Here is a 26,837-nt window from a genome sequence, read left to right as displayed (position 1 = left end):
AAACGCCGCCAACGGCGGCTTGTCGGGTTACGCCGTTCCGGCTAACCCGACCTACGGGTTCATCAGTTCGTGGTTTCCACCGGCACCGTCTCTGGCACGGCCGCCGGATCCGTCGGCGTTTCCACATCCATATCCAGCGTCTTGACGCCATTCATGTCGATGAATTCGTCGTACAGCCACTCGCCGTCGACCTGGCTCAGGCCCGCCGGCACGGCGCGCGTGATTTGCGGGCGCGCCGACAGTGCCGTGCGCATGTAGTCGATCCAGATCGGCATGGCCAGCGAGGAACCAAATTCGCGTCCGCCCAGCGACTTGGGCTCGTCATAGCCCATCCACGCCACCGCCACGATGCCGCCGCCATAGCCGGCGAACCAGCCGTCGACGGCGTCGCTGGTGGTGCCCGTCTTGCCGGCGATGTCGCCGCGTCCCAGTTTTTTCGTCGCCGCCGCGCCCGTGCCGGTGAGCGTGACTTCGCGCAGCATGCTGTCCATCACGAAGGCGTTGCGCGGGTCCAGCGCCAGGGTCTTGTCATCGTTCGGCGCGGGCGGCTTGGTCTGCATCAGCACCGTGCCCCTGGCGTCGACGATGCGGTCGATCAGGTATGGCTCCACCTGGTGGCCGCCGTTGGCGAACAGGGCGTAGGCGCCCGCCATCTGCACGGGCGTGACGGAACCCGTGCCCAGCGCCATGGTGAGATTGCTGGGCTGGCGCTTTGGATCGAAGCCGAATTTTTCCATGAAGTCGTGCGTGTACGACACGCCCAGCGCGCGCAGGATGCGCACCGAGGCCACGTTCTTCGATTGCGCCAGCGCATAGCGCATGGTGATGGGACCGTCGAACTTGAAGTCGTCATTCTGCGGCGCCCAGACCTTGCCGCCCGCCTGCATTTCCAGTGGCACGTCGTTGATCAGGGTGGCCGGCGAAAAGCCTTTTTCCAGCGCCGCCGAATACACGAACGGCTTCATGGCCGAACCGGGCTGTCGCCATGCTTGCGTGACGTGGTTGAACTTTTGCAGGTTGTAGTCGAAACCGCCCACCATGGCGTGGTAGGCGCCCGTTTCCGCATCGAGCGACACAAAGGCGGCGGCCACCAGCGGCACTTGCGTGATGGCCCAGTTGCCTTTGCTGTCCTGGCTGATGCGGATCACGGCGCCCGGGCGCAGCTTGATGCCGGCGCTGGCCTTGGTGGAGAGGGCAGGAGCGGCAAAGCGCAGGCCGTCGCCCGTGATGGTCTTGGCGTCGCCATCGCCCGTGTCGGCCACCACCTTGCCGCTAACCATTTCCGTGACGACGGCGGCGATCAGGCCGTCGCTGTCCGGGCGTTTTTGCAGCGCCGCATCGATGGCGTCGTCGCGCTGCTCGGGATCGACCGGCATGTCGATGAAGGTTTCCGGGCCGCGGTAGCCGTGGCGCTGGTCATAGGCGATGACGTTGCGGCGCGTCGAGGCGTAGGCAGCATCCTGGTCCGCTTTCAGTATCGTCGTGTAGACGCTGATGCCCTTGGTGTAACTGTCTTCCTTGTACTGGGCATACACGGCCTGGCGCGCCAGTTCGGCCACGTATTCGGCATGCGTGTCGAAACCCTGCTTGCCGCGGGTATTGATATGCAGCGGCTGGGCCAGCGCCTGCTGGTACTGGCCTTCGCTGATGTAATCGAGTTCGCGCATGCGTTTCAAGACCAGTTGCTGGCGCGCGTGCGCCTTTTTCGGATTGCTGATCGGGTTGTGGCGCGACGGGTTTTGCGGCAAGCCGGCCAGCATGGCCATTTCCGCGATCGACAATTCGGACAGTGGCTTGCCGAAGTACGTCTGCGCCGCGCTGCCGAAACCGAACGAGCGCTGGCCCAGGTACATCTGGTTCATGTACAGCTCGAGAATCTGGTCTTTCGACAGGGCAGCCTCGATTTTCAGGGCCAGCATGATTTCATTGAGCTTGCGCGAGGCGACTTTTTCGCGCGTCAGGAAGAAGTTGCGCGCCACCTGCATGGTGATGGTGGAACCGCCGCCGTGGCCGAAGCCGTGGCGCAGGTTCGACAGCACGGCGCCGCCGGCGCGCACGAAGTCGATGCCGTGGTGTTCGTAGAAGCGGCCATCCTCGATGGCCAGCAAGGCCTTTTTCATCATTTCCGGCACTTGCGCGATCGGCACGAAGTCGCGGTGTTCTTCGCCGAATTCGCCGATCAGCACATTGTCGGCCGTGTACACGCGCAGCGGTATCTTCGGCTGGTAGTCGGTGATGACGTCCAGCTCGGGCAGGCGCGGGCGCACATACAGGAACAGGTAGGCGGCCAGCAGCACGGCGGCGGCCAGCGCGGCGCAGCCGGCGATGATGAAGCCGCGCACGGTGGCGCGGCGGGAAGGCCAGGGGAATCCGGTTCGTTTGGCAGTCAAGGCAGTCTCACGTGAGCGTGCAAGGCACGGTGGCAGCGATTATAGACCAATGCGCCAGCGCTTCCCGTGTGGGCGGGGCGGCGTCATGGACCTCAAAAAACCTTTTCATCGAAACGCGGCTGTGCGATAGTCTCGGCTTCAAGAAAATAGCCCGGGCGTCAATCCGGGCTGTTTATTTTTAAAAATTAAGGAAATATCCATGGCAAAAGATGCAACACCGAGCGTCGTGAAGCCGTATATCCCGGCCGATGCGAAGCTGCCCGAGATGACCTTCCGCGCGCTGTTCATGGGCGTCATCCTGGGGATGGTCTTTGGCGCCTCTTCGCTGTACCTAGTGCTGAAAGTGGGCCTGACCGTCAGCGCCTCGATTCCCGTCGCGGTCATTGCGATTACCCTGTTCGGCCTGGCCAAGAAGGTGGGCGGCAAGGATTCGTCGATCCTGGAAAACAGCATCACGCAAACGGCCGGTTCGGCCGGCGAATCGCTGGCCTTCGGCCTGGGCGTGACCATGCCGGCCATTTTGATCCTCGGCTTCGACCTGGAAATCTCCAGGGTCATGCTGGTCGGTATTCTCGGCGGCCTGCTGGGCATCCTGATGATGATCCCCATGCGCCGCACCATGATCGTCGACCAGCACAAGGAACTCAAATTCCCCGAAGGCACGGCCTGCGCCGAAGTGCTCAAGGCGGCCGCCACGGAAGAATCGCGCATCGCCGCCGGCGAAAGCATCGAAAAGGATTCGGCTGCCGCGCTGGACGCCAAGCGCCGCGCGAAGATCATCTTCGGCGGCTTTGCCGTCGGCTTGCTGTACAAGGTATTCAATATCTCGTTCAAGGGCTGGAAGGATACGCCGGGCGTGGAATTTGCCGCGCCGCTCAAGGGCGGCTCCATCGGCGCCGAGATTTCCCCTGAATTGCTGGGCGTGGGCTACATCATCGGCCCGCGCATCGCCGCCACCATGGCGGCCGGCGGCGTGCTGTCGTATTTGCTCTTGATCCCGATGATCAAGTTCTTCGGCGACAGCCTGACCACCGTGCTCTCGCCGGGCACCAAGTTGATCAGCGAAATGGGCGCCGATGACGTGCGCAGCGCCTACGTGCTGTATATCGGCGCGGGCGCCGTGGCCGCCGGCGGCCTGATTTCCCTGGTGCGCGCCATGCCCATGATCTGGCGCAGCCTGTCGGCCGGCCTGAAAGGCATCGGCAAGGGCGTCAAGAGCAATTCGACCCTGCGCACGGACCAGGATATCCCCCTCAAATGGGTCGTCATCGGTTGTCTGTCCATCATCGCCGTGATCACGTTTGCCACGCCGCTGCACATGAATTTCCTCGGTGCGCTGCTGATCCTCGTCTTCGGCTTTTTGTTCGCCACCGTATCGTCGCGCCTGACGGGCGAAATCGGCTCGTCGTCGAACCCGATCTCCGGCATGGCCGTGGCCACCTTGCTGTTTACCTGCCTGATCTTCCTGATCATGGGCTGGACGGGCGGACGTTACTATGTGACGGCCCTGTCGGTGGGCGCCATCGTGTGCATCGCCGCCAGCAATGCGGGCACCACCTCGCAGGATTTGAAAACCGGCTACCTGGTGGGCGCCACGCCGCGCCTGCAGCAGTACGCGATTCTGGCGGGCGCCTTGTCGTCGGCGCTGATCCTCGGACCGATTCTGCTGAAGCTGAACGAAGCGAGCACCGTCTACGTGCCAGCCGCGCAAGTGGCGCCTGGCCTGACGGTTGATGCGTCGAAGCTGACGGTGACGGGCGAGCTGCATGGCCCGCAAGCCGATACGGACCACAACACGTATAAAGTCTGGCAAAAGACGGACACCGTGGGCGGCCCGGCCGGCAAGTATTTCGTCAAGGAAGATGGCCAGCTGGCTTACCTGGTCGATCCGGGCATCAATGGCCATTACAGCAAGCGCCCCGATGGTTCGGAAGTGAAGAAATATGATGCGCCGAAGGCCGTGCTGATGTCCTACATCATCAAGGGCATCCTCGACCAGCAGCTGCCGTGGACCCTGGTGCTGTTCGGCGTGATGATCGCCGTGGTACTGGAAATGGCCGGCATCCCGTCGCTGGCGTTTTCCGTGGGCGTGTACCTGCCGCTGTCGTCCACCTTGCCGATTTTCGTCGGCGGCCTGGTGCGCTGGCTGGCGGACCGCCGCAACAACAAGCTGGAACACAATGCAAAGCTGAACGAGGAAGAACGCCAGCTGGCGGGCGACCGCAGTTCGGGCGTGCTGCTGGCCTCCGGCTACATCGCCGGCGGCGCGCTGGCCGGCATCATCATCGCCATTACGGCCGGCGTGCTGACGCACTTCGACCAGATGATGGCCGACTGGGCCGAGCATGGCAATCCATTCTACGCGGGCCTGCACTCGGATGCGCTGTCGCTGCTGCCGTATGCCGTCATCATCGTGCTGCTGTATATTGTGGCACGCGAGAAGAAGGCTGGCAGTCCGCAGGCTTGATGTTGTAGCCAAGCCAAGGAAAACCGCCCGGTGTCATGATGATCCGGGCGGTTTTTTCATGCGCGCCCGATGGGCCGGGCCGCCAGCTGCGCCGCGCTCGCGTAGATCGTCACGTGTTCGGACGCCAGCTGGCGCAGGTGCGCATAAAACGCCTGTGCCGGAATGCCCCACGACGCCGCATCGCCCACCTGGCCGTTGACGCGCAGGCCGGCGGCGTCGAATTCGCGCGCAAAATAATCGCGCAAGTCATCCCGGCTTGCATGGTCGATGCGGCGCTGGGCGACTGCCTGGTCGAACGGGCGCACGGGCACGTCCCAGCGCCGGCCGGCGTGGTCCAGGCAGGCCAGCAGCTTTACATCGTCTTCCCAGACGGGCACGGGAAAGGCGTCGCCCATGGCGTCTTCCAGCGCGTGATAGAACGTCACCGGTCCCATGGAAATGCCCAGGCCCAGCACCTTTGCGTGGTCGCAGCCGATGAAGCGCTGCCAGGGAGAGCCCATGCCGAAGATCGAGGGCGCGCGGTGGTGCGCCTCGGTCAGATAGGCGGCATGGCGGCCCCACGCGGACACGGAGTGGGTGGGGTGGATGCTGCGGTGGATATTGCCGCTTGCCAGAAACGCTTCGGGCAACCGCCCCATGTGCGTGCCATGGCGGCGCGGGTCGAACACATAGTCCGGCATGGCGCAGGTGGCGCGCACAGTGCCGCCGGGCAGATAGTAGGTGGGCAGCAGCAGGGTGCCTTGCGGGCCGACGGCGTCTTGCAGGGCATGTACCACGGCCAGCGCGCCGCCTTCGACATAGCCCAGGCTTTTCAGCGAGGAATGCACGAACAGCGTATCGCCGTGCGCGATGCCCAACCGCGCCAGACCGGCGGCCAAGCTGGTGCGCGTCACATGGGGCGCATTCTGGCGCAGATGCCGGGCGCTGGCGGCGCGGCGCCACGCTTCCAGCGCGGCGTGGATGGCGCTTTTTGTCTTTTCAAGCATCGCCAATTTGTATTTCCAGCAGGTTGGCGTCGATGCAGAACTTGGCGGCCCAGTTCAGGTAGGCCCAGGTGCCGTAATCGCCATCGACGGGAAACGAACCCTTGACGCCGCCGCGCGCGTGCGCGGGACCGTCGATGCTGATCGAACGCCGCACGTAACGGTTCAGGCGGCGTCCCGCATCGAGGTAGTGCCGTTCGCCCGTGAGCTGGTACAGCAGGAACAGACAATACGCGTTTTGCGCGGAACCCGTGAGGCAGGCGTAGCTGGCTCCCGGCTGGAAGTCGGGACCGAGGCGGCCGGCAAGGTAGCCGTCGGCCGCCACGGCCCTGGCGATGCTCGTGCCGGTGCGCGCGGCCGCGTCCAGCAGGTCGGCGCGCGCGGAAAAACGGTGCGCTTCGAGCAGGCCGCGCAGGGCGTAGCCGATGGTATGGGTCAGGGGCAGCAGCGGGTTGTCGAGGCAGTTCGAGGCGAACCAGCCATTGGGACGCTGTTTGCTCAGCGCCCAGTCGACCTGGCGCAGGCCGGCCGCGCCATAACCTTGGCCTGGCGCGATGCGGTCCGCTTCGAACAGGCCCCAGGCCACGTGCGTCTCATAAGCCTTGTCGCCGGCGCTGGCGAACGGCGTCGGATGGCGGCGCCAGCAGCCGTCGGCATCCTGGCTGTCGCGCAGCCAGCTTGCCGCGCGGTGCAAGGCATCCTCGTAGGCCGCGCCATACGCTGCCACGCCGGCGGCCAGGCCCAGCAGGATCTGGCCCGTGTTGAAGGTGACGGGCACGCGCGGGGTGGAGTCGATCTTCCCGCCCTGGAAGCCGCCTTCGGGGAACTGGATGGTCACGCACCAATCGAGCATGCGGCGCGCCCGCCCGTGCAGGGCCTCATCTTCACCATGGTCGCCGGTGCGCCGCGCCAGGGCGATCATGGTGGGGATGATGTAGCCGGTGGTCTCCGGGTAGGAACTCGACCAGCCTGTCAGCAAATTGTAGTCGCGCGCGACGCCGCCGTCGTTTGAGCTGGAATGATCCTGCGCCGCGCATAGCCAGGCCGTGCAGGCCTTGACGACGGCTTGCGGGCCGGGGTCGAAGGCGGGCAGGCCGCGCCGGTCCGACAGCCGCTCCATGCGCGCCGCCGCCGGCAGGCCCGCCTGCGGCGCCAGTGTGTTGCGGATCTTCGTGAGCAAGGTGCGCATGGCATTCCATTGGGTGATTGGCTCAGGCCACTCTAGCGCCGGCAGCCGGCACGGCTATTGACTTGCCGCAAGGATTCGCTGCCGCCGGAATTGACGCATAATGGCTACTTCACCGTCGTCGACGAGGCCCGCCATGAACAATGTCACGCTTGAGTATTCGGTCGTCACCAATCCCGACTCCTTTGTCGGCTTCAAGTATTACGTCAAGGCGGGGCAGGCATTCGATGCCGACGATTTCGCCTATTCCTACAAGTTGAACCGCTCCGACCTGGACCCGGACAGCGTGCTGGCCACGCGTGAGGCGGCGGCGAATCTGCAGCCGGGCGAGTGGCTGACGGTGTCGCATTCGATTGCGGCGTAGCGCTATGGCTGCGCGTTTCCACTTTAACTTTACCGGCCCGCCAGGGATCTATGCATCTGACTCTTTCAGCATTTCCTGATATTTCCATTGTTCCAACCTTGCCTGAACACGCGCAAGCGCTGGCCACCCTGGTGGCGCAAAACCGTGAGCACCTGCAAGCTTATTTGCCCGCCGTGGTGCAGCTGGACTCGTTCGGCGAGGCGCAGGCCTATCTGCAGACCGCTTGCGCGCGCGCGGCCAGCGGTGACGTCCTGGAGTGGCATGTTTTCTCCGGTACGGCCTTGTGCGGCAGCATCCGCCTGAAAGACATCGATGCAGCGGAGCGCAATGCCCGGATCGGTTATTACCTCGGAAGCCAGTTCCAAGGGCGGGGCATCGCCAGCGCCGCGGTGCGCGCCGTCCTCGCGCATGCGTTTGGCGCGCTGCAGTTGCACCGCATCGAATTGCAGTGCGCTGCCGGCAATCACGCCAGCATGGCGCTGGCCGAGCGGCTGGGGTTTGCGCACGAGGGCGTGCTGCGGCAAGGGGAGCTGTTAAATGGCGTGTTTGTCGACCTGCACGTCTTTGGTTTGCTGCAACCCGATTTTGTGCCGGAGGGTGTGACCTTTAGCCTGGCATGAACCAGGCCCGCAGTTCATCCCCGGCCCTTTGCGCCGTTGCCTGCGTCAAGGTCAGCACGATGATCTTTTCCTGTGCCGGGCGATGTCCATCGCCGTCGGCCAGCTCGATGGTTTGTTCGAAACTCGTGTAGTCGTGGCCGAATTCATGCGGGCATTGCTGCACGATGCGCGCCGCCTTGCCGGCGTTTCTGTCCGCCAGGTTGATGATGGGATTACCGTCATAGAACGGCTGGCCATTGGCAAACGCGGTGCGCAGATACGGCGCGCACTGGCCGTCGAGGAAGGCCAGGCGTGCCTGCCAGTAGGCCTCGGCCGCCGCATACACGGCATGGTCCTCAAGAAAATCGGCAAACAGGATATCGCTCATGGTGTTCTTTCCGGCTAGATGCCGAATATTTTTAAAATCGCGTCAGTAAACCCTTCGAACCAGCTGCCCACCTTGCCCGGCTGCTTGCCGTGACGCGGGGTTTCCTCGTACAGATAGACGCCGTTGTCGCCATCGAAGCGGTCGTTGAGCAGCGCCTGCTGGCCGCGCAGGTAGGGGATGAAGGTTTCGCTGCGCAGGGTCGAATACAGCACGTCAGTGGTAAAACCCAGGGTGGCGGCCTGGCTGATGGAGCGCCCCTGGCCGGCCCGTTCCAGCCGCACGCCGCGGCAGCCGCGCACGATCAGGGTGACGGGGCCGCGAAAAACGATGAAGCGCAGCTGCAAGGTAAGCCAGGCATGCAGGCTGCCCAGGCGCCAGTGGCTGCTGATTGCCAAAGGCTGGTCCGCATCGCAGACCAGGCCGACGAGGCCCCGTGGCTGGAACACGAGGGCGCTGCCGGCCGGCAGGTGGACGATGGCCACTTCCAGCAGCGGGTCGTCGCTGGCGGAAATCGTCACGGATGCCGGCTCGCTGCTTTCCAGGCGGGTCAGCGCCACCATACCGGCGGCCAGGCTGGTAAATGGAAAGCGCCAGTCCAGCAGCCACTGCGTGCGTTTGCAGGTGCTGACGGGCGACGATTGCAGGTATTCGGGGTGGATCAGCATCCGCTGGCCCGGCTGCAGCAGCAAACCCTGCGAGACGGCGGAAATGCGCGACTCGCCCTGCGGCGGCAGGGGCAGGCTGGCGGCGTTGAGCTGCAATGTGCGCGCGATCGACAGCGGCGGCAAACGCGCAGCGACGGGTGCCAGCACGAAGTAAAAGAAGGCCTTGATGGCCACGGGCAGCAACATGGCCGACAAGACCAGCAGGGCGGCCGTGGGCGCCACGTCCATGACGGGAGCGCGCCAGCGGGCGATCCAGTTGCGCGCCAGCTGTCCTTCGCCGGCCGTAATCGCCGCCTGCACGGGCGCCAGCGCGCCGGCCAAGGCTTGCTCGTCGATGGTAAATGGGGCGGGGCGGGCGGAGTGCGTGGCGCTAGTGCGGGCGCGCTGCTTTGTCCAGGCTTGATACGCTTGCAGGTTGATCTCGCGCAAGCGCTGGCCCTGCGCTTCGAGTTGCGACAGCTGCGCATAGGCGTCGCTGCCGGGCAGGCGGGCCGCCAGCGGGTGCTGCGCTTCCAGTTCCCGACGCTGGCGCAGATTGGCTTGCAGCGCCGCATACGCGCGCACGTGGTCCGCGTGCAGGCGCGCCAGCGTCTGGCGTGCATCTGCGCCGCTGACCGCCGCCTGCAGCGCGGTCAGATAACGGGCTTCCTGCGCCAGCACTTCGATCTCCACGCGGCGCGCCGCTTCGTCCTGCGCGTGCAGGGCCAGGGTGTTCGTGTCGGGCAGGGGGAGGGTGAACAGCGAGGGCTGCTGCCGCGTGCGCAAAGTGGTCAATTGCGCCTGCACTTGCGCCAGGCGCGCGGCGATGGCCGCTTGCGAGGCCGTTTGCAGGGCGTTGACACGCGCCGTGGCGGCAGCGGCCAGGCCGGCGCCATGATGATCGGCGCCGTTGGCGGCCAGCCTGAGGGCGGCGACGGCCTCGCTGCCGGCGCTGTAGGCGCGCCATTCGGCCAGCAGCAGGCGTCCGGCCAGCAGGATGACGATGAACAGGGCGAACTGCAGCGCGTGGCGCAGCAGGAAGCGCAGGATGGCCGTCAGCAGCTGGCGCAAGGAGGAACCGCTTAGGTCGCCGCGCTATCGGCGTCGGCGCAGCATTTCTTGTACTTCTTGCCGCTGCCGCAGTGGCACGGGTCGTTGCGGCCCGTCTTCGGCAGTTCGCGCAAGACCGTGGCGCCGGGCTGGCTGTGTGCCTGGCTTTTCAGGTGGCGCTGGCGCGCCCAGGCCGCGTTGATGGCGATCACGGAAGGAATCACGCCATCCATGGCCGTTTCTGCCGCATCGTCATCGAGTTCGCTGGCCGTGGCCAGGTGCTGGAACGGCGCCAGGTACTGCGGGTGGCTGACGGCCAGGGCGGCCCACTGGGGCTTGTCCAGGCTCGTGCCCAGGATAAAACCTGCGCACCAGGCGGGCACGCTCCATTCCGGGCCGCAGACGTAGATGGGTTCGAAGCTGTCCGGGTCCTTCGCCAGCCATTCGACCATGTAGGCGTGGTGGCGCTGGGCCAGGCTGGCCGCCCGTTCGCTGGCCTCATCTTGTGTTGGCGAGGCGCTGCCGGTCGCCTTGTCCCACACCCATGGCAGCCACTGTTCCGGCGCGATCTGTTTCGGGCTCAGGGCGACGGCCGTGAGAAAACCTTCCAGCATCGACACGTCCATGGCACGGCCGGCCAGGGCAGGCGTGGCCAGCAGGGTGTCGAGTTCGGCGTATTCGTCGTCGGAGAGGGGCATGGTGGTGGAGATGCTGGACATAATATTCTTTGGTGATGTGGGTGGAGTGGCCGGTGGCCCTGGCCGTATTGTACCGCCCGGCAAGGGGAAAACCGGCGCGAGAATGCAAAACGGCGGCCCGCAGGCCGCCGTTTTTATCCAAGGCAGAACGCTTACTTCACGCCGTGCATCAGTTTGTTGATCAGCGGTGCGATCAGGAACAGGATCACGCCGGCGCCCAGCAGGGACCAGAAGCCGAAGGTGTAGCCAGACAGGGCCGACTGCACCGACATGCCGCTGGTGCCGCTGACGTGGCTGGCGAAGATGCCCGACAGGTTGTTGCCGATACCGGTCGACAGGAACCAGCCGCCCATGCCCAGGCCGACCAGGCGCACTGGCGCCAGCTTGGTGACCATCGACAGGCCGATAGGCGACAGGCACAGCTCGCCGATCGATTGCAGCACGTACACGGTGGTCAGGGTCCAGAACGGGATCTTGTTATCGGCGCCAACCAGGCTCGACAGAGCGAAGATCAGCAGGCCGAAGGCGACCGCATTGCCCAGCAAGCCCAGGCCGAATTTGCGCGGGATCGACGGATTGACGTTGTGGCGCGCCAGGAAGACCCAGATGGCGGCGATGATCGGCGCGAAGACGATGATGGCGACCGAATTGACGGTCTGGAAGTAGGCGGTCGGGAAGATCCAGAAGCCCAGGTCGCGGTTGACGATCTTGTCAGCCAGGAAGGTGAACGAGCTGCCTGCCTGTTCGAAGAACATCCAGAACAGGATGTTGAAGACAAAGATCAGCAGCATGGCGATGACACGGTCACGCGCCACTTTACCGTTGCGTATGCCTTCGATCATCAGCATCACGGCCAGGCCGATGAACAGCGCGGTCAGGACGATTTGCAGCTTTTCAGCGCCGACGGTCAGCAGGAAGTAGACGAGCGGGATCACGCACAGGGAACCGACGGCCACCCAAACGACGCGCATCGGGTTGCCGGAACCGGCTTCCGGAGCGCCGATGCCCTTCAGGGCGCGGCGGCCGATGGCGAACCATACCAGGCTGATCAGCATGCCGAAACCGGACGCCATGAAGACCATCTTGTACGACGGCATGGCGCTGGTGCCGAAGATCGACTCGGCCAGCCACTGGGTGAAGACGGGCGCAACCATGGCGCCCATGTTGATACCCATGTAGAAGATCGTGAAGCCACTGTCGCGGCGTGGATCGGCTGTCGTGTACAGCTTGCCGACCATGGTCGAGATGTTCGGTTTGAACATGCCGTTACCGACGATCATGGTGGCCAGGCCCAGGTTGAAGATGTCCTGGTTCGGTACCGAGATGCAGAACAGGCCGGCAGCCATGAAGACGGCGCCCAGCAGGATGGAGCGCTGGTAACCGATGACCCGGTCGGCGATGTAGCCGCCGAACAGGGCGCCGGCGTACACCAGCGCGAGGAAGGAACCGTAGGTAAGGTTGGCCGCTGCCTGTCCCGAACCGTCGCCAGCGTGGAACTGGGCCACGATGTACAGGACCAGCGCCCAGCGAACTCCGTAGAACGCGAAGCGTTCCCAGAATTCAGTCATGAACAACATCCACAATGGGCTTGGATGGCCCATAATCTGCTTGAACTCGGGAATAACGGCTTCCTTGTTGGGCGTAGTCGCACCGCTCATGCGGTTCCTCCTGAAAAATTATTATAGTCAATCGATACAACGAACTTATGGAAGCCTGCGGGCGGCGGGGACTCTCATGAAGAACCTCACGCACGGGAATTCCAATAGGCTGGCATTCTAATCTACAAATTGCGCTGAGCGAAGATTTCGATTCGCATTAGTAAGAATGACTGTTTCATATTGTTCAAACCGGTTTGCAGGCAAGGGCGGCACCGGCGATTTTGCGGCGGCACAGCACAACTTGCCTGACTTGTCGTATATTAAGGCTGCAAGACCTTCGAGCATCGATTTATAAAGGGATTTTTCGCATTATGGAACACGACGTTATCGATACTCTGGTTTCACCGGAAGGCCGCCTGGACGTGCTCTCCAAGACTGAAGTCAACAAACTGCTCGACACCAGCCAGGGCGGCCTGTACAACACTTTCCGCCGCTGCGCGCTGGCGGTTCTGAATTGCGGCAGCACCATCGACGATGGCCGCGCCCTGCTGGAGCGCTACCAGTCGTTTGAAATCTCCATCATTCAGCGCGAGCGCGGCATCAAGCTCGACATCAAGGGCGCGCCAGCCATCGCCTTTGTCGACGGCAAGATGATCAAGGGCATCCACGAGCACCTGTTTGCCGTGCTGCGCGACATCATCTTCGTCAGCGATGAAGTGACGGGCAACCCGAAATTCGACTTGCAGAGCACGGAAGGCGTGACGGACGCCGTCTTCCACATCCTGCGCAACGCCAACGTGCTGCAAACCCAGCTCAACCCGAACCTGGTCGTCTGCTGGGGCGGCCACTCGATCAACCGCGCCGAATACAATTATTCGAAGGAAGTGGGCTACCAGCTGGGCTTGCGCGGCCTCGACATCTGCACCGGCTGCGGCCCCGGTGCCATGAAGGGCCCCATGAAGGGCGCCACCATCGGCCACGCCAAGCAGCGTTTGCACAATGGCCGCTACCTGGGCATCACCGAGCCGGGCATCATCGCGGCCGAGTCGCCGAACCCCATCGTCAATGACCTGGTCATCATGCCGGACATCGAAAAGCGCCTGGAAGCGTTCGTGCGCGCCGGCCACGGCATCGTCGTCTTCCCCGGCGGCGCCGGCACGGCCGAAGAGATTTTGTACATCCTCGGTATCTTGCTGCACCCGGACAACGCGGAAATTCCCTTCCCGCTGATCTTCACGGGGCCGGAAACGTCGCGCGAGTACTTCGTGCAGATCAACCAGTTCATCCACGACACCCTGGGCCCGGAAGCGCAGCAGCGCTATAAAATCATCATCGACGACCCGGAACTGGTGGCGCGCGAGATGCTCGAAGGCATACGCCAGGTGCGCGAATTCCGCAAGGCGCACAGCGACGCGTATTACTTCAATTGGCTCTTGAAGATCGATCATGAGTTCCAGAAGCCCTTCCACCCCACGCATGAAAACATGCGCAACCTGAGCCTGCACAAGAACCAGCCCACGCATTTGCTGGCGGCCCAGTTGCGCCGCGCGTTTTCCGGCGTGGTGGCGGGCAACGTCAAGGATGACGGCATCCGCTCGATCGAGGAACACGGCAACTTCGAGATCCACGGCGACAAATCCATCGCCGGCCCGATGGACGCACTGCTGGCCTCGTTCGTGGCGCAGCACCGCATGAAACTGGCGGGTACGGCATACGTGCCTTGCTACACCGTCGTCCAGTAATTTTTTAGTCAGCGCCGCCCGCCCTCTGCGTTTGCCGGGGGAGGGCGGCGTTTTTTCATTCATGCCCCATCGTGTTCCTTCGCCGCCACAGGCAATCAAATCGCTTGCGTCATCGATGCGTGGGTGCTATCTTTGGAACCGGTTCCAAAATAAAAATATGCAGATCAACAGGCAGTGGAGATAGACCTTGGATTCAGTACGCGGCAGCAAAAAAACCCTCTCCGGCGAGCCGGCACGGCCCGTGACCATCGCCCAGGTGGCGCGCGAGGCGGGCGTGTCGAAGACGAGCGTGTCGCGCTTTCTCGGCGGTGAGCTCGACGCCCTGTCCGAGAATATCCGCCAGCAGATCACCAGCACCATCGCGCGCCTCGGCTACCAGCCGAACCAGATGGCGCGCGGCCTCAAGCGGGGACGCACGCGCCTGATTGGCATGGTCGTGGCGGACATGCTTAATCCCTACACGGTGGCCGTGCTGCAAGGCGTGGAAGCGGCTTGCCAGCAACATGGCTATACCTTGATTTTATGTAATACCGGCAATGACGAACAGCGCGAACGGCAGTCGCTTGCCGCGCTGCGCTCGTACAGCGTGGAAGGGCTGATCGTCAACACGCAGGGACGCAACATCGAGTCGTCCGACTTGCAGCAGGCGGGCATGCCCATCGTGCTGGTCGACCGCCGCATCGAGGGCGCCGATTTCGACCTGGTGGGGCTGGACAATGTGCAGGCGGGCCGGCTGGCTACCGCGCATCTGATTGAGCAGGGGTTCGACGCCATCGCCTTCGTCGCGCCGCCATTGACGGGCGTCAGTTCGCGCCTGATGCGCGCCGACGGTTTCCAGTCCGTGATGGCCGAGCATCCGGCTTGCGTGGGCGAAGTGCTGGCGGTGGACCTGGACGACCGGCCTTCCATCGACGCGCAGGTGCGGCAGTGCCTGGCGCAGTGGCGCGGCCGCCGCGTGGCGCTGCTGGCCTCGAACGGCATGGTGGCGCTGGAACTGGCGCTGATGCTGCAGCGCCTGGCCTTGCGCATGCCGCAGGACGTGGGCTTGCTGGGCTTTGACGAATTGCCATGGTCGCCGCTGGCGGGCCTGAGCACGATCGAGCAGCAAACTTACGAGATCGGCTTTTCGGCGATGACGTGCATGCTGTCGCGCCTGCAGGGTGAGCAATGCCCGCCGCGCGAAGTGCTGTTGCCAGGCAAGCTGATCGTGCGCAATTCCACCCTGGGCGGAGACTGACGGGAAGAGGGCCTTGCCCTTTTTTTTGGGGAGGTTATGGAACCGGTTTCATAGATTGGATTCACACTGGAAAGGGGCGTGGATAGTCAAGCGTAGTAAAGGTGGAAAACGGCAAGAGACGAAATAAATCGTCCATTTGACAATATTCCCGGAAGTGCCTCGACGAGGCCGGTACCGGGATCACAGGAGACTGAGCATGAAGATGACGACACTGTTTTACGCGAAATTCGTGGCCTGCGCGCTGGCCGCTACGTGCGCCCTCGGCGCGGCCGCCGACGCCGGCGCCCAGACGCTTGGCGATTTGATCAAGAAGGGCAAGCTGACCATCGGCGTGGTCAGCGGCACGCCGCCGTTTGGCAGCATCGACGCCAAGGGCGCGCCCGTCGGCTATGACGTCGACGTCGCCAACCTGATCGGCAAATACCTGAACCTGCCCGTGGAAGTCGTGCCGCTGACGGCGCCGTCGCGCGTGCCGTCGCTTGAATCGGGCAAGGTCGATTTCCTCGTGGCCACCCTGGCGCCCACGCCGGAACGGGCCAAGACCCTGATGTTCACCATGCCCTACAGCGCGTTCGAGCTGGCCATCGTCGCGCCGGTCGGCGGCAAGTTCAAGGCTCTGGCCGACTTGAAGGGCAAGAAGGTGGGCGTGACGCGCGGCACCACGAATGACACGGCGCTGAGCCGCATGGCGCCGGCCGGCACCAGCATCGTGCGTTTCGAGGATGACGCCACCGTCACCCAGGCCTTGCTCAGCAAGCAGGTCGATGCCGTCTCGATTCCCAGCACGATGGCGCTCGACATCATCAAGACGCGCGGCGCCGGCAAGATCGAGGTCCGCTTCTCCTACTCGCTGCAACCGAACTCGATGGCCGTGCGCCGCGGCGACTTCGAGCTGCACCAGTGGCTCAACAACTTCATCTACTACGTCAAGCTGAACGGCGAACTCGACGCCATCGCGCGCAAGTGGAGCGGCGCGCCGCTGCCGGCGCTGCCGACCTTCTGATGCCGCCACCCGCACAGCGATAGTGCTTGTCCGCACGGCGCGCCGCCACGGTGGCGCGGCCGGGGACGTGCACGTAGAAAGGAGTTGAGTATGCCGTATGAATTTCATTTCGAACTCGTCATGCAATCGCTGGACCGCCTGTTGTGGGGCGCGGCGCTGACGATACGCCTGAGCGCCTTGGCTATGGTGCTGGGGCTGGCGGTGGGCGTCTGCGCCGCAGTCATCCTGAAGAACGGTCCCGCCTATGCCCGCGCGGCGGTGCGCGCGTATGTCGAGGTGATCCGCAGCACGCCATTCCTGGTGCAGCTGTTCATCATCTACTTTGGCTTGCCGTCACTGGGCTTGCAGCTTGACGCCAACGGCGCCGCGCTCGTCGCCATGACGGTCAACCTCGGTGCTTATGCTGCCGAGATCGTGCGCGCCGGCATCGGCGCCGTGCATCCGTCGCAGCTGGAGGCGGCGCAGGCGCTGGGCATGACGCGCTGGCAGGTGATGCGTCACGTGGTGCTGCTGCCGGCGCTGGAAAAAGTCTATCCGGCGCTGGCCAGCCAGTTCACCTTGATGATGCTGGCCTCGAGCGTCGTGTCGGCCATTTCCGCCGAAGAGCTGACTGCCGCCGCCCACCTGCTCGACTCGGAAACCTTCCGCAGCTTCGAGATCTACATCGTCGTGATGGTGCTGTACATCCTGCTGGCCCTGTTGTTCCGCTTCAGCTTCTGGGTGCTGGGCCAGATCGTCTTCAAACGCCGCCGCCGTCTGGGCGCGGTGCGCATGGGAGCATGACATGATCAGTGATTTTTCCTGGGATAACCTGCAATTTCTGCTCGAGGCCACGCGCTGGACCATCGGCCTGTCGCTGATCGTCTTCATCACGGGCGGCATCGCCGGCTTCGCGGTGGCGCTGCTGCGCACGGCGCGCAGCCCGCTCCTGCGCTTCATCAGCGCCCTGTACATCCAGCTGGTCCAGGGCACACCCGTGCTGATCGTGCTGTTTTTGACCTATTACGGCCTGGCCCTGTTTGGCTACAAGCTGTCGCCGGTCATCGCGGCCGGCGCGGCGATGACGATCTTTGCCAGCGCCTACCTGGGCGAGATCTGGCGCGGCTGCATCGAAGGCGTGCAGCGGCAGCAGTGGGAAGCGTCGGCCGCGCTGGCGCTGAACCGCTACCAGCAGCTGCGCTACGTCATCCTGCCGCAGGCGCTGCGCCATTCGCTGCCGCCGACCGTGGGCTTCATGGTGCAGATCATCAAGAACACTTCGATCACCTCGATCATCGGCGTGGTGGAACTGACGCGGGCAGGGCAACTGGTCAGCAATGCGACCTTCCTGCCGTTCATCGTCTTCCCCATCGTCGCCCTGATCTACTTCGCGATGTGCTATCCGCTGTCGCGCTACAGCCATTCACTGGAAAGGAAATTCCATGCCCATCGTTGACATCGACAATATCAGCAAGAGCTTCGGCGCCAATCACGTGCTCAAGGGCGTGTCGTTCGCCGTCGAGCGGGGCCAGGTGATCGCCGTGATCGGCCGCAGCGGCTCGGGAAAAAGCACCATGCTGCGCTGTATCAACGGCCTGGAAACCATCGACAGCGGCAGCATCGTCGTGGCCGGCCATACGCTGACGGCGCGCCAGGAACGCCTGCTCGACTTGCGCAAGGACGTCGGCATGGTCTTCCAGAGCTACAACCTGTTCCCCCACCTGACGGTGGAAGAAAACGTCATGCTGGCGCCGCGCATCGTCAAGAAGGTGCCTGACGCGCAAGGCCGCGCCACGGCGCTGCGCGTGCTCAAGCAGGTGGGCCTGGACCACAAGCGCGAGGCCTATCCCGAGCAGCTGTCGGGCGGCCAGCAGCAGCGCGTGGCCATTGCCCGCTCGCTGGCGATGGAGCCGCAAGTGATGCTGTTCGACGAAGTGACGTCGGCGCTCGACCCGGAACTGACGCAGGAAGTACTGAAGGTGATGGAAGAGCTGGCGCAGGCGGGCATGACGATGCTCTTGGTGACGCACGAGATGGAGTTCGCGCGGCGCATGGCCGACGTCACCGTCTTCATGCACCAGGGATTGGTGTGGGAGAGCGGGCCGTCGGAAGCCTTTTTCAGCAACCCGCAAACGCCCGAAGCGCGCCAGTTCGTCGGCGCGGGAGCGATCAAGTGAGCCCCGTCCTGGTGGCGGCGTCGGCCTATGGCGCAAGCAGGGTAAGGCAGCTGGGGCAAAGCCATTTCATCGACGTGGTGGCCGATGCGGGCGGCGCAGGCATCGAGATCCGCCGCGAACTGTTCACGTCCGACTTGCCGGATCTGGCGCGCATGGGCGCGGCGGTGGCCGCGCGCGGCCTGTACTGCGTGTATTCCACGCCCATCGAATTGTGGGGCGCGGACGGGCAGCTGCAGCAAGAACTGCTGCGGCAGATGCTGGACGAGGCGGCGCGCCTCGGCGCGCGCTACCTGAAAGTGTCGCTGGGCCATTACCCGGCCGCACCGGATCTGCCGGCCTTGAAGGCGGAGCTGGAGGCCGCGCCCGTGGCGCTGCTGGTGGAAAACGACCAGACGGCCCATGGCGGCAAACTGGCGACGATGGCACGCTTCCTGGCGGCGGCGCGTGACATCGGACTGCCGGTGGGGCTGACCTTCGACATCGGCAACTGGCGCTGGGTGGGCGAGGACGCGCAGCAGGCGGCGCGCCTGCTGGCGCCATACGTGCGCTATGTGCACTGCAAGGCCGTTCTCGACGACGGGGGGCGTTTGTCCGCCTGCGCCGTTTCCGAAGCCGATCCTGCCTGGTGCGCCGTCTTTGCGCACTTTGCGCCCGGTGTGCAGCGGGCCATCGAATTCCCGCTCGAGGGCGCCGACCTGGTGGCCGAAACGGCCCGCTACATTCAGATACTGGAGGCTGCATGATGGAACAAGAACTGCGCCAAAAGGAAATTCAAGGGGGGCACGCGCTCGACGTCGTCACCTACGGCGAAGCGATGGCGATGTTCGTTGCCGAGCAAACGGGAGACCTCGCGGCCGTGGCGAATTTCACGCGCCGCCTGGCCGGCGCCGAGACGAATGTCGCCATCGGCCTGGCGCGCCTGGGCTTGAAAGTCGGCTGGCTGAGCCGCGTGGGCGACGACTCGTTCGGCCGCTTCATCCGCGCCAGCGTGCAGGCCGAGGGCGTCGATTGCAGCCGGGTCGTCGCCGTCGCCGGCCAGTCCAGCGGCTTCCTGCTCAAGGAGAAGGCCGAGAACGGCGCCGATCCGCTGGTCGAATACTTCCGCAAGGGTTCCGCCGCCAGCCGGCTGGCGCCCGAGCACTTCGATCCCGCCTATTTTTTGTCCGCGCGCCACCTGCATGCTACCGGCGTGGCCGCGGCGCTGTCCGAGACCAGCCTGGCGTTCGCCGGCCAGGCGCTCGACTTCATGCGCGCCAACGGCCGCAGCGTGTCGTTCGACCCGAACCTGCGGCCCTCGCTGTGGCCGTCGCAAGCCGTCATGGTCGAACAGATCAACCGCCTCGCCGCCAAAGCGGACTGGGTGCTGCCCGGCCTGGGGGAAGGAAAAATCCTCACTGGCCACGACCTGCCGCACGACGTCGCCGGCTTTTACCTGCAGCAGGGCGCGCGCCTGGTGGTCGTCAAGCTGGGCGCCGAGGGCGCCTATTACCGCACGGCCGAGGGCGACAGCGGCATGGTGGCGGGCGAGCGTGTGGCCAACGTGGTCGACACGGTGGGCGCCGGCGACGGTTTCGCGGCCGGCCTGGTCAGCGCCTTGCTGGAAGGCTTGCCGCTGGCGCAGGCGGTAGGGCGCGGCAACCGGGTCGGCGCCTTCGCCATCCAGGTGGCCGGCGACATGGAAGGCTTGCCGACCCGCGCCCAGCTCGACGCGCTGGACCCATCTTGAACCGAACAGGAGAAACACTCGTGAAAAAACATGTGGTTGTGTATAAAAAGCTGGCGGAACCGCTGCTGGCGCGCCTGCGCGCCGAATGCGAGGTGACGTACTTCGAAGCGATCGATGCGGGCAACCGCGCCGCATTCGCCGCCGCCATCCGCGGCGCGCACGGCTTGCTGGGCGCCAGCGTGCGCCTGGACCGTGAACTGCTGGACCCGGCCGCCAACCTGGACATCATTTCCACCATTTCCGTGGGCGTCGACCAGTTCGACGTCGATTACCTGCGCGAACGGGGCATCTTGCTGGCCAATACGCCGGATGTGCTGACGGAAACGACGGCCGACACGATCTTCGCGCTGATCCTCGCCAGCGCGCGGCGCGTCGTCGAACTGGCCGAATTCGTCAAGGCCGGACGCTGGACGCGCAGCGTGGGCGAAAGCCAGTACGGCGTCAACGTGCACGGCAAGACCATCGGCATGCTGGGCATGGGCCGCATCGGCCGCGCCGTCGCCCGCCGCGCCGCGCTGGGCTTCGGCATGCAGGTGCTGTACGTGAATGGCGAAGCGGTGCCCGAGGTGGAGGCGGCGCTGGGCGCGCGCCAGGTGGCGCTTGACGATTTGCTGGCCGGCTCCGATTTCGTCTGCGTGGTGCTGCCGCTGACGGCGCAGACGGAACGCATGATGGGGCGGCGCGAATTCGCGCTGATGCGTCCCGGCGCCATCTTCATCAACGGCTCGCGCGGGCGCATCGTCGACGAGGCGGCGCTGATCGAGGCGCTGCAGCAGGGCACCATTCACGGCGCCGGTCTCGACGTGTTCGAGCGCGAACCGCTGGCGCCGGACAATCCTCTGCCGCACATGGCCAACGTGGTGGCGTTGCCGCACATCGGCTCGGCCACGCATGAAACGCGCTACGCCATGGCGCAGCAGGCCGTGGACAACCTGCTGGCCGGCTTGCGCGGCGAGCGTCCGCGCTATCTGGTCGGCTAAGAGCAGTATCAATAAAAAATAAACAGGGAAAGAAATGAAGAACAAGGTAGCAAGGGCAATGATCATCGGCGCGGGCGCTTGCGGCGGCCTGTGTTGCGCGCAGTCGAACGTGACCATGTATGGCATCGCGGACCTGGGCGTGGTGTCCGAGAACGGCGGCCCAGGGGGCAGGGTGCTCAAGGTGACGAGCGGCATCGCCAACGGCTCGCGGCTCGGTTTCAAGGGCAGTGAAGACCTGGGCGGCGGCATGACGGCGCTGTTCACGATGGATGCGGGCATCCTGGCCGACACGGGTGCTTCGGCCCAGGGCGGCCTGCTGTTCGGACGCCAGGCCTTCGTCGGCCTGGCCGGCGCGGCGGGCACCTTGCGCCTGGGCCGCCAGTACACCTTCATCGACAGCAGCCTGGGTGTGCTGGACCCGTTTTACCTGGGTTTTGCGGGCAGGATGAGCAATGTCTTCACGGCCGGCTACATCAGCCGGGTCGACAACAGCGTCACCTACAGCTCGCCCGTGCGCGGCGGGCTTTCCGGCGAACTGGCGTACGGCTTCGGCGAAGTGCCCGGCGATGCGTCGGCCAAACGCTACGCGGGCGCGGCAGCCACCTATGCCAGCGGGCCGCTGTATGTGCGCATGGCGCACCAGGACGCCAATACGCTGTCGACCGCGCTGGTGGCGGGCAGGGCGCGCAACACGGTGCTGGGCGCCACCTGGGACTTCGGCGTGGTCAAGGCGCATGGCGCCGTCGCCGTCAGCAAGAGCACGGCTGGCGCCGCCACCACGGTCGACAGTGCGGACCTGATGCTGGGCGCCACCGTGCCTGTCGGGCCGCACAGAGTCCTGTTCTCGTACGTGCGACGCGACGACCGGCGCGCCGCCAACGGCGACGCTTCTCAAATCGGCATCGGCTACACCTACGCGCTGTCGAAGCGCAGCACCTTGTATGCGGCCTATGCGCACATCGACAACCGCAATGGCGCCGCCTATGTGGTGGGCAACGCCACCGACAACGGTACCGGCAACCAGGCCTGGAACCTGGGCCTGCGCCACACTTTTTAAGGGGAGAATCGAATGAAGAAAATCGGATGGATTTTGGTCGGTGCCAGCACCGTGGCGCGCGAATGGATGGTCGACGCAATCGGCCAGCAGGGCGACGCGGAAGTGCTGGCCGTGGTCAGCCGGGACGCCGCGCGCGGCGCCGCCTTTGCCGAACAATTTGGCATCGCCGCCAGCTACACGGACCTCGACGCGGCGCTCGCGCATCCGGGCGCGGACGCGGTGTACATCAGTACCACCAACGAATGGCACATGGCGCAGACCTTGCAGGCGGCGCGCGCCGGCAAGCACGTGCTGTGCGAAAAGCCGCTGGCGCTGAACCTGGAGGACGCCCGCCGCATGGTGGACGGCTGTGCCGAAGCGGGCGTGGTGCTGGGGATTAACCACCACCTGCGCAACGCGGCCAGCCACGGCAAGGTGCGCGAGCTGATACGCGCCGGCGAGATCGGTCAGCCCCTGTATGGCCGCGTGCTGCACGCGAATAACCTGCCGCAGCATCTGCGCGGCTGGCGCCTGGACGCGCCGGAGTCGGGTGGCGTCACGCTCGACATGTTCGTGCACGACGTCGACACCCTGCGCTTCCTGCTCGACGCGGAACCGCGCCACGTCACCGCCTGCGCCACCAGCGGCGGCATGACGGTGGCCGGGCTGGAAGAGGGCCTGATGGCCGTCATCGAGTTCGATAACGGCACCCTGGTGCAGGTGCACGACGCGTTTAACGCGCCGTATTCGCTGTCCGGCGTGGAAATCATCGGCACGAAGGGCACCATCTTCGCCACCGGCGTGATGACGCAGCGCCCCGTCGGCACCATCAGCCTGACGCGCGACGGCGGCAGCATCGACATCCCCGTCGAGCATGAAAACCTGTACGTGCGCTCGGTGCGCGCCTTCCAGCGCGCCATGCGTGGCGAAGGGCAGCCGGCCGCCACCGGCGACGACGGCCTGCGCGCGCTGGCCACGGCGCTGGCGGCGCAGCAGGCCAGCCGCAGCCACCAGCGCGTGACTCTGGCCGGCTGACACGGCCGCAGATGTAAAAAAGCCGCCTGATCGCAAAATCAGGCGGCTTTTTATCGGCTTGCGTCCGTGATTACTCTTCGCGGCGTAAATGCGGGAACAGCAGGACGTCGCGGATGTTCGGCGAATCCGTGATGATCATCATCAGGCGGTCGATGCCGATGCCGCAGCCGCCAGCTGGCGGCATGCCGTATTCCAGCGCGCGGATGTAGTCGGCGTCGTAGAACATCGCCTCTTCATCGCCGGCGTCCTTGGCGGCCACTTGCGCCAGGAAGCGGGCCGACTGGTCTTCCGCATCGTTCAACTCGGAGAAGCCGTTGGCGATCTCGCGGCCCACCATGAACAATTCAAAACGTTCGGTGATGCCGGCCACCGTGTCGGAAGCGCGCGCCAGTGGCGACACTTCGACCGGGTAGTCGATGATGTAGGTCGGTTCCCACAGCTGCGCTTCAGCCGTTTCTTCGAACAGCGCCAGTTGCAGCGCGCCCAGGCCGGCCGTGGCGAACGGCTTGACGCCGAACTTCTTCAGCTCTTCCTTGATGAATTCCGCATCATTCAACTGCTCCGGCGTGTAGCCCGGCGCGTACTTGTTGATCGCTTCGACGATGGTCAGGCGGTGGAACGGTTTTGCCAGGTCCAGCTCGCGGCCGCCGTAGGTCAGGGTGGCGGTGCCGTGCGCGTCGATGGCGGCCTGGCGGATGACGGCTTCCGTGAAATCCATCAGCCATTTGTAGTCGGTGTAGGCCGCGTAGAATTCCATCATCGTGAATTCCGGGTTGTGGCGGATCGACACGCCTTCGTTGCGGAAGTTGCGGTTGATCTCGAACACGCGGTCGAAGCCGCCCACGACCAGGCGCTTCAGGTACAGCTCGGGCGCGATACGCAGATACATTTCCATGTCGAGCGCATTGTGGTGCGTGACGAATGGCTTGGCCGCCGCGCCGCCAGGAATCGTGTGCAGCATCGGCGTTTCCACTTCCATGAACTCGTTCTTTTCCATGAAGCGGCGGATCGACGAGATGGCGGCGGTGCGGGCTTTGAAGGTGCGGCGCGTCTCTTCGTTCATGATCAGGTCGACGTAGCGCTGGCGGTACTTCGTTTCCTGGTCGGCCAGGCCGTGGAATTTGTCTGGCAGCGGGCGCAGCGACTTGGTGATCAAACGCAGTTCCGACACCTTGATGGTCAGTTCGTCCGTCTTGGTCTTGAACAGGGTGCCCGTCACGCCCAGGATATCGCCCAGGTCATAGTGGTGCAGGGCGGCCATGGCCGCTTCGCCGGTGAGGTCCAGGGTGGCGTAGATCTGGATGCGGCCGTCGGCTTTCGGGCCGGAAGCGTCTTGCAGGGTGGCGAAAGCGGCTTTCTTGCCGGCTTCGCGCTTGAGCATCATGCGGCCGGCCAGCACCACGGTGACAGGTTCGGCTTCCAGCTCTTCGCGCGTCTTGCTGCCGTATTGCACGTGCAGATATGCCGCCTTGTGCTCGGGGCGGAAATCGTTCGGGAAGGCGATGCCTTGTTCGCGCAGTGCTGCCAGCTTGACGCGGCGCTCGGCGATGATCTTGTTTTCATCGGGGGCGGCGGCTTGTTCTTGGATATCCGTAGTCATGGTGTTCTTCGTTGGTGATTATTGATGATGTGGCGCCAGCGCTGGCGCCACGCTGGCAAACAGTGCGTCGACGTCGAGTGCGGAGAAGTCCGGCACGATGGCAATGACGTTGTCGAAGGCGGCAAACGCTTCGGCCGGCAGGGTGGTGGTGAGCACCACGACGCGCATGCCGGCACGGCGCGCCGCTTCCACGCCCAGGGGCGCGTCTTCAAAGACGATGCAGTTGTGCGGCAGCGCGCCGGCCAGCAGCGCGCCTTTCAGGAAAACGTCCGGGTGCGGCTTGCCCCGTTCCACGTCGGCGGCGCCGACGATGGCGTCGAAGCGGTGGCGCAGGTCCAGGCCGTCGAGCGTGAACGCGATATTCTCGGCCGGCGCGGCCGTCCCGACCACCAGCCCCACGCCAGCCTGGCGCGCGCTGGCGATCAGCTGGTCGAAGCCAAGCACTGTCGCCAGGTGCGGGCCATACAGTTCGCGGTAGACGACTTCCTTTTCAGCCAGCAGGGTGACGTGGTCGGCTTCCTCGCCCAGGTACTTGGCGATGATTTCATGTCCTTGCCGTCCTGCCGTGTCGCGGAAAAAGGCATCCGCGTCCAGCGCATGGCCGTGACGTTCAAAGAACGCCAGCCACGATGTCGTGTGGAAGGCCATGTTGTCGACGATCGTGCCATCCATGTCGAACAGGAAGGCGCGCTTTGCCAATGCCGGAGCGGATGCGTTCATCCTTATACGCCTTGCTTGAGCGAGGCGGAAATGAACTCGTCGATGTCGCCATCGAGCACGCCCTTGGTATTGCCCGTCTCGAAACCGGTGCGCAAGTCCTTGATGCGGGACTGGTCCAGCACGTAGGAGCGGATCTGGTGACCCCAGCCCACGTCCGTCTTCGAGTCTTCCAGCTTTTGCTGTTCGCTCATGCGCTTGCGAAGTTCATGTTCGTACAGTTTCGCTTTCAGCATTTCCATCGCTTCGGCGCGGTTGCGGTGCTGCGAACGGTCGTTCTGGCACTGCACCACGATGCCGGTCGGCGCATGGGTCATGCGGACGGCGGAGTCGGTCTTGTTGATGTGCTGACCACCGGCGCCCGACGCGCGGTAGGTATCGACGCGGATATCGGCCGGGTTGACGTCGATCTCGATCGAATCGTCGACTTCCGGATACACGAACAGCGACGTAAACGAGGTGTGGCGGCCGTTGGCCGAGTCGAACGGCGACTTGCGCACCAGGCGGTGCACGCCCGTTTCCGTACGCAGGAAGCCGTAGGCGTGATCGCCCTCGACCTTCAGGGTGGCCGTCTTGATGCCGGCGACCTCGCCGTCGGACTGCTCCAGGATTTCGACCTTGAAGCCCTTGCGTTCGCAATAGCGCAGGTACTGGCGCAGCAGCATCGAAGCCCAGTCCTGGGCTTCCGTACCGCCGGCGCCGGCCTGGATGTCGATGAAGCAGTTGTTCGGGTCCATCGGATTGTTGAACATCCGGCGGAATTCCATGCTTTCGATGACCTTGCGGATTTCCTGCACGTCCTGCTCGATCGCTTCGAGCGTGTCGTCGTCGCCTTCTTCGCGGGCCATGTCGAACAGGTCGCGGGTGTCGCGCAGGTCGGCATCGGCCTTGGCCAGGGTGAAGACGATGGCTTCCAGCGCCTTCTTTTCCTTACCGAGGTCCTGGGCGCGCTTGGGATCGTTCCAGACGGTGGGGTCTTCCAGCTCTTCGTTGACTTGCTCTAGTTTCTCCGACTTGACAGTGAAGTCAAAGATACCTCCGAAGTTCGGCTTCGCGGACCGTCAGGTCGTTCAGCAGGGCGGAGATGATATTGATGCGTTCGGCTTCCATAATGTTCTGGTCTTCTATGGTGAAATCAAACCCTGAATTATACGCGAGCGCGGCGCGTTTCTGATGCCGGCGGCGCCGAATCGATGCCGCACGGGGCAATAAAATCGTCATTTCGCTGTATTTGCGAC

At 64.4% G+C, this 26,837-nt stretch carries 25 protein-coding genes; 14 read left to right on the top strand and 11 right to left on the bottom strand.

Features of this window, described 5'->3' with window-relative positions:
* Nucleotides 1-62: 62 nt before the first annotated feature.
* Nucleotides 63-2,390, bottom strand: coding sequence for a penicillin-binding protein 1A (locus KO539_RS25575; RefSeq protein ID WP_257626471.1), 2,328 nt, complete (start codon nucleotides 2,388-2,390; stop codon nucleotides 63-65).
* Nucleotides 2,391-2,589: 199 nt separating this feature from the next.
* Here KO539_RS25575 and KO539_RS25570 point away from each other — a divergent pair, with 199 nt between their 5' ends.
* Entirely contained in the window at nucleotides 2,590-4,857 is a 2,268-nt protein-coding gene (locus KO539_RS25570) for an OPT family oligopeptide transporter (RefSeq protein WP_219312752.1), read from the top strand.
* Between the two features lie 56 nt (nucleotides 4,858-4,913).
* Here KO539_RS25570 and KO539_RS25565 read toward each other — a convergent pair whose 3' ends face one another.
* Together KO539_RS25565 and KO539_RS25560 are read right to left on the bottom strand one after the other, a co-directional pair.
* On the bottom strand, nucleotides 4,914-5,843 hold the full coding sequence (locus KO539_RS25565) for an AAC(3) family N-acetyltransferase (RefSeq protein ID WP_219312750.1): 930 nt from the start codon (nucleotides 5,841-5,843) through the stop codon (nucleotides 4,914-4,916).
* The gene (locus KO539_RS25560) at nucleotides 5,836-7,029 is read right to left on the bottom strand and encodes a hypothetical protein (protein WP_219312748.1); all 1,194 of its coding nucleotides are present in this window, start codon (nucleotides 7,027-7,029) and stop codon (nucleotides 5,836-5,838) included. Before KO539_RS25560 ends, KO539_RS25565 begins: the two co-directional genes overlap by 8 nt.
* Before the next feature lie 133 nt (nucleotides 7,030-7,162).
* On the opposite strand from KO539_RS25560, the gene KO539_RS25555 reads away from it, so the two are divergent.
* Complete coding sequence (locus KO539_RS25555; RefSeq protein WP_035819625.1) at nucleotides 7,163-7,390, top strand: hypothetical protein; 228 nt, start codon at nucleotides 7,163-7,165, stop codon at nucleotides 7,388-7,390.
* A 98-nt stretch (nucleotides 7,391-7,488) separates the two neighbouring features.
* Nucleotides 7,489-8,010, top strand: coding sequence for a GNAT family N-acetyltransferase (locus KO539_RS25550; protein WP_219312746.1), 522 nt, complete (start codon nucleotides 7,489-7,491; stop codon nucleotides 8,008-8,010).
* Here the strand turns inward: KO539_RS25550 and KO539_RS25545 are convergent.
* The 4 genes from KO539_RS25545 to KO539_RS25530 form a co-directional block, all read right to left on the bottom strand.
* Complete coding sequence (locus tag KO539_RS25545; RefSeq protein WP_219312744.1) at nucleotides 7,997-8,377, bottom strand: hypothetical protein; 381 nt, start codon at nucleotides 8,375-8,377, stop codon at nucleotides 7,997-7,999. The two genes, KO539_RS25550 and KO539_RS25545, sit on opposite strands and share 14 nt — an antisense overlap.
* Nucleotides 8,378-8,391: 14 nt before the next feature.
* Complete coding sequence (locus KO539_RS25540) at nucleotides 8,392-10,092, bottom strand: hypothetical protein (RefSeq protein WP_219312742.1); 1,701 nt, start codon at nucleotides 10,090-10,092, stop codon at nucleotides 8,392-8,394.
* An 11-nt stretch (nucleotides 10,093-10,103) separates the two neighbouring features.
* A complete protein-coding gene (locus tag KO539_RS25535; RefSeq protein WP_257626470.1) occupies nucleotides 10,104-10,790 on the bottom strand; it encodes a UPF0149 family protein in 687 nt (228 codons plus the stop codon).
* A gap of 131 nt (nucleotides 10,791-10,921) precedes the next feature.
* Nucleotides 10,922-12,427 carry a peptide MFS transporter gene (locus KO539_RS25530; protein WP_219312740.1) on the bottom strand — a complete coding sequence of 502 codons (1,506 nt, stop codon included), beginning with the start codon at nucleotides 12,425-12,427 and terminating at the stop codon, nucleotides 10,922-10,924.
* A 311-nt stretch (nucleotides 12,428-12,738) separates the two neighbouring features.
* Here KO539_RS25530 and ppnN point away from each other — a divergent pair, with 311 nt between their 5' ends.
* The 11 genes from ppnN to KO539_RS25475 all read left to right on the top strand — a co-directional run bounded on the left by ppnN (nucleotide 12,739) and on the right by KO539_RS25475 (nucleotide 23,282).
* A complete protein-coding gene (gene ppnN / locus KO539_RS25525) occupies nucleotides 12,739-14,109 on the top strand; it encodes a nucleotide 5'-monophosphate nucleosidase PpnN (protein ID WP_035819612.1) in 1,371 nt (456 codons plus the stop codon).
* Nucleotides 14,110-14,296: 187 nt separating this feature from the next.
* A complete protein-coding gene (locus KO539_RS25520; protein WP_219312738.1) occupies nucleotides 14,297-15,346 on the top strand; it encodes a LacI family DNA-binding transcriptional regulator in 1,050 nt (349 codons plus the stop codon).
* A 196-nt stretch (nucleotides 15,347-15,542) separates the two neighbouring features.
* The gene (locus KO539_RS25515) at nucleotides 15,543-16,349 is read left to right on the top strand and encodes a transporter substrate-binding domain-containing protein (protein WP_219312736.1); all 807 of its coding nucleotides are present in this window, start codon (nucleotides 15,543-15,545) and stop codon (nucleotides 16,347-16,349) included.
* A 90-nt stretch (nucleotides 16,350-16,439) separates the two neighbouring features.
* Nucleotides 16,440-17,132, top strand: a complete 693-nt coding sequence (locus KO539_RS25510; RefSeq protein ID WP_219312734.1) for an amino acid ABC transporter permease — start codon at nucleotides 16,440-16,442, stop codon at nucleotides 17,130-17,132.
* A gap of 1 nt (nucleotide 17,133) precedes the next feature.
* Nucleotides 17,134-17,784 (top strand): amino acid ABC transporter permease, encoded by a 651-nt coding sequence (locus KO539_RS25505; protein WP_219312732.1) that lies wholly within the window; start codon nucleotides 17,134-17,136, stop codon nucleotides 17,782-17,784.
* On the top strand, nucleotides 17,771-18,505 hold the full coding sequence (locus KO539_RS25500; protein ID WP_099403130.1) for an amino acid ABC transporter ATP-binding protein: 735 nt from the start codon (nucleotides 17,771-17,773) through the stop codon (nucleotides 18,503-18,505). Before KO539_RS25505 ends, KO539_RS25500 begins: the two co-directional genes overlap by 14 nt.
* On the top strand, nucleotides 18,502-19,248 hold the full coding sequence (locus tag KO539_RS25495; protein WP_219312730.1) for a sugar phosphate isomerase/epimerase: 747 nt from the start codon (nucleotides 18,502-18,504) through the stop codon (nucleotides 19,246-19,248). Before KO539_RS25500 ends, KO539_RS25495 begins: the two co-directional genes overlap by 4 nt.
* Nucleotides 19,245-20,231 carry a sugar kinase gene (locus tag KO539_RS25490; RefSeq protein WP_307789222.1) on the top strand — a complete coding sequence of 329 codons (987 nt, stop codon included), beginning with the start codon at nucleotides 19,245-19,247 and terminating at the stop codon, nucleotides 20,229-20,231. The genes KO539_RS25495 and KO539_RS25490 overlap by 4 nt, the downstream gene beginning before the upstream one ends.
* A 20-nt stretch (nucleotides 20,232-20,251) precedes the next feature.
* Entirely contained in the window at nucleotides 20,252-21,211 is a 960-nt protein-coding gene (locus KO539_RS25485) for a D-glycerate dehydrogenase (RefSeq protein ID WP_219312728.1), read from the top strand.
* Nucleotides 21,212-21,245: 34 nt separating this feature from the next.
* Complete coding sequence (locus tag KO539_RS25480; RefSeq protein WP_219312727.1) at nucleotides 21,246-22,268, top strand: porin; 1,023 nt, start codon at nucleotides 21,246-21,248, stop codon at nucleotides 22,266-22,268.
* A 12-nt stretch (nucleotides 22,269-22,280) separates the two neighbouring features.
* Nucleotides 22,281-23,282 carry a Gfo/Idh/MocA family protein gene (locus tag KO539_RS25475; RefSeq protein ID WP_219312725.1) on the top strand — a complete coding sequence of 334 codons (1,002 nt, stop codon included), beginning with the start codon at nucleotides 22,281-22,283 and terminating at the stop codon, nucleotides 23,280-23,282.
* Nucleotides 23,283-23,352: 70 nt separating this feature from the next.
* Here KO539_RS25475 and lysS read toward each other — a convergent pair whose 3' ends face one another.
* The 4 genes from lysS to KO539_RS25455 form a co-directional block, all read right to left on the bottom strand.
* Complete coding sequence (gene lysS, locus KO539_RS25470; protein ID WP_219312724.1) at nucleotides 23,353-24,882, bottom strand: lysine--tRNA ligase; 1,530 nt, start codon at nucleotides 24,880-24,882, stop codon at nucleotides 23,353-23,355.
* 18 nt (nucleotides 24,883-24,900) lie between these two features.
* Entirely contained in the window at nucleotides 24,901-25,602 is a 702-nt protein-coding gene (locus KO539_RS25465) for an HAD family phosphatase (RefSeq protein WP_219312722.1), read from the bottom strand.
* Nucleotides 25,603-25,604: 2 nt separating this feature from the next.
* Nucleotides 25,605-26,709 (bottom strand): peptide chain release factor 2 gene (gene prfB, locus KO539_RS25460; RefSeq protein ID WP_138829122.1). Its coding sequence is split into 2 segments (ribosomal slippage): nucleotides 25,605-26,627 and nucleotides 26,629-26,709, totalling 1,104 coding nucleotides; the frame shifts between segments, so codons are not numbered across the junction.
* Nucleotides 26,626-26,820, bottom strand: coding sequence for a hypothetical protein (locus tag KO539_RS25455; RefSeq protein ID WP_219312934.1), 195 nt, complete (start codon nucleotides 26,818-26,820; stop codon nucleotides 26,626-26,628). The genes prfB and KO539_RS25455 overlap by 84 nt, the downstream gene beginning before the upstream one ends.
* Nucleotides 26,821-26,837 lie beyond the last annotated feature (17 nt).

The sequence above is a fragment of the Janthinobacterium sp. NKUCC06_STL genome, from assembly GCF_019345455.1.
Classification (GTDB): domain Bacteria; phylum Pseudomonadota; class Gammaproteobacteria; order Burkholderiales; family Burkholderiaceae_D; genus Janthinobacterium; species Janthinobacterium rivuli.
Note: the sequence above shows the minus strand (reverse complement) of the source record. Positions and strands in the feature narration are given on the sequence as shown.